The organism is Variovorax sp. P4_D9 (assembly GCF_056401695.1).
This window is the reverse complement of record NZ_JBFUIU010001232.1, coordinates 1-1,979: the sequence shown is the minus strand read 5'-3', so window position 1 is coordinate 1,979 and position 1,979 is coordinate 1. Positions and strand designations below refer to the sequence as shown.

Genomic DNA, 1,979 nt, shown 5'->3' with positions numbered 1-1,979 from the left:
ACCGGCGCCACCACCACCGGCGCCCCCGCCACCGGCGCCACCACCACCGGCGCCACCACCACCKGCSCCRCCRCCACCGGCRCCSCCGCCACCGGCACCGCCGCCGCCACCAGCCCCACTACCCGCGCCTGGTCCGCTGCCTGCGGACCCAGCAGCGCCAGCGCCGCTGCCACTGCCCGCAGCTGCGCCACCGGCACCTGCGCCGGAGCCCGTCGCCCCCGACCCAGCGCCTCCACCAGGATCGGCGCCTGAACCGACCGCCGCGATGCCAATACCGCCCTTGGATGCGATCGCCGCGCCGACTGCCCCGACACCGGGAGCCGCGCTGGCAATCGATGCCTGCTGGCCGACTTGTCCCCCTGGGGAGTTCCCCACGCAGATCCTTTCTCCGAACGGGTTGTAGCGATCGCATGAGAGGTTGCTTGGCGCCGCGGTGCGAACGCTGGCCTTGCCCGGCTCCGCTCTCGGCTGGGTCGTTTGCAAGGCCTGCGCTTCCCGCGGCTTCACGGACGCTGCCGAGGGCGAAATCGGGACCGGGGCGGGCGAGCGCACAGGCTGGGGTTCAATCCGTGCAGTGATCACCGGGACGGACATGGCCTCTCGTTCTTCCGGCGCGTGCGACACGGCCCGATCCCGGCGACGCGGGACCGCTCGCCGCTCATGGACGGGGGCACTCGGCACCGGAGAGGCTTCAAGGCTGGGCCTCTCCTCTTGGGCACTCACTTCCCGGGCCCGCACTTCCTCGCTACTCACTTCCGCAGCACGCACTTCCGGGACGCGCGTTTGCTGGGCACGCTGTTCCTGCGCTCCCACCTCCGGCAACTCAGCTTTCAACTGTTCAGCAAGCGATTGCTCGGCCACGGGCGGGCCGTCGCGCTCCGCCGTCATCGCGACCGGCGACGAGATCACGGGCGCATCCTGTGAGATCCGGAACGAGGGGGAGAGGATCGACGGCGAACTTGCAATCGGCTGTGTGCGAACGGGGCCGACGCTCGAATGCCAGTACACGTACGCCGTCGCAGCCAGAGGAAGGCCGATCAAGAGCAGCGCCAGCCTCTTGTCGATGCCTGCAGACAGCCGAGATCGAATGGAACGCGTGGGGCCGGGGCCGACGACGGGCGCAGGCCGGAATTGGTCCAGCGCGTTGTCCGGCGGCGCGTACGCGTTGCCTGGGTCCGGCATCGTCGGAACAAACGCCGCCGCATCGAACCGTATACCCGAAAACTTGCCCGCACAGCCGCGGCAGTACCTGGCCCGGTCCCKGTTGGGCGTGTGGCATGCGTCGCAGTACTTGGTCATGCTTGTTCCCCTACATCTGTCGAGGAACGCTCGCAACTTACCCCACAGGGATCAACGAGGTGAGGATGACGAGCGAATTGATCACCACGAAGAAGGCCGCGAGATCCAGGGCGGAYGCTCGGCGCGGCACGGCGAGTTCGTCCCATTGGGACGCCGCCACGGTGCCCAGTTCCTTGGCSACATAAAAGCCCGCGAGCTTGTGMGAGCAGCATTTGCAATAGCGTGCCGAGCCGATGTTGATCGTGTTGCAGGCATCGCATACCTCCGCCGAACTGGCGCCCACCCGTAGCCGGACCAGATCGATCAAGCTTCCGAAGGCGGTGAATTGCSCAGGCGGTGTTTCGGCCAACGATTCGACGGCGTTCATTGAATTTCTCCTCGGCGCACGCGGGTGGCCAGTCGGATGGACGATGCTTCGCGGTTGCAGGATGGATGCACCTTCGCCCGCTCGAGGACCCGCCGGAGCCTCTCTTCCGCGATGGCAATCCTGGCGAACAGTCGCAGATCCACGTCCGACGGCCCCGGCCCGAGGCCTTCGAGTTGGCTGCGATACGCGGCGACGATTCGCAGGTGGATCGCTTTTCGCAGGTTCACAGCCGCGGTCCAGGCCCTGCGTGCGCTCATCTCGGCAATCACCGGCGAGCTTCGGGATGCGCTTCCCCTGCTTCGCGCACTCGGCG

3 protein-coding genes and 1 pseudogene are annotated in these 1,979 nt (G+C 68.0%); 1 reads left to right on the top strand and 3 read right to left on the bottom strand.

Features of this window, described 5'->3' with window-relative positions:
• Positions 1-272, bottom strand: a pseudogene (locus AC1DY5_RS53360) (hypothetical protein); the annotation flags it as partial.
• 511 nt (positions 273-783) lie between these two features.
• Here AC1DY5_RS53360 and AC1DY5_RS53355 point away from each other — a divergent pair.
• Positions 784-924 (top strand): hypothetical protein, encoded by a 141-nt coding sequence (locus AC1DY5_RS53355; RefSeq protein ID WP_478122307.1) that lies wholly within the window; start codon positions 784-786, stop codon positions 922-924.
• A gap of 412 nt (positions 925-1,336) precedes the next feature.
• Here AC1DY5_RS53355 and AC1DY5_RS53350 read toward each other — a convergent pair whose 3' ends face one another.
• Together AC1DY5_RS53350 and AC1DY5_RS53345 are read right to left on the bottom strand one after the other, a co-directional pair.
• Complete coding sequence (locus tag AC1DY5_RS53350) at positions 1,337-1,666, bottom strand: hypothetical protein (RefSeq protein ID WP_478122306.1); 330 nt, start codon at positions 1,664-1,666, stop codon at positions 1,337-1,339.
• A complete protein-coding gene (locus AC1DY5_RS53345; protein WP_478122305.1) occupies positions 1,663-1,935 on the bottom strand; it encodes a hypothetical protein in 273 nt (90 codons plus the stop codon). The genes AC1DY5_RS53350 and AC1DY5_RS53345 overlap by 4 nt, the downstream gene beginning before the upstream one ends.
• Between the last annotated feature and the right edge of the window lie 44 nt (positions 1,936-1,979).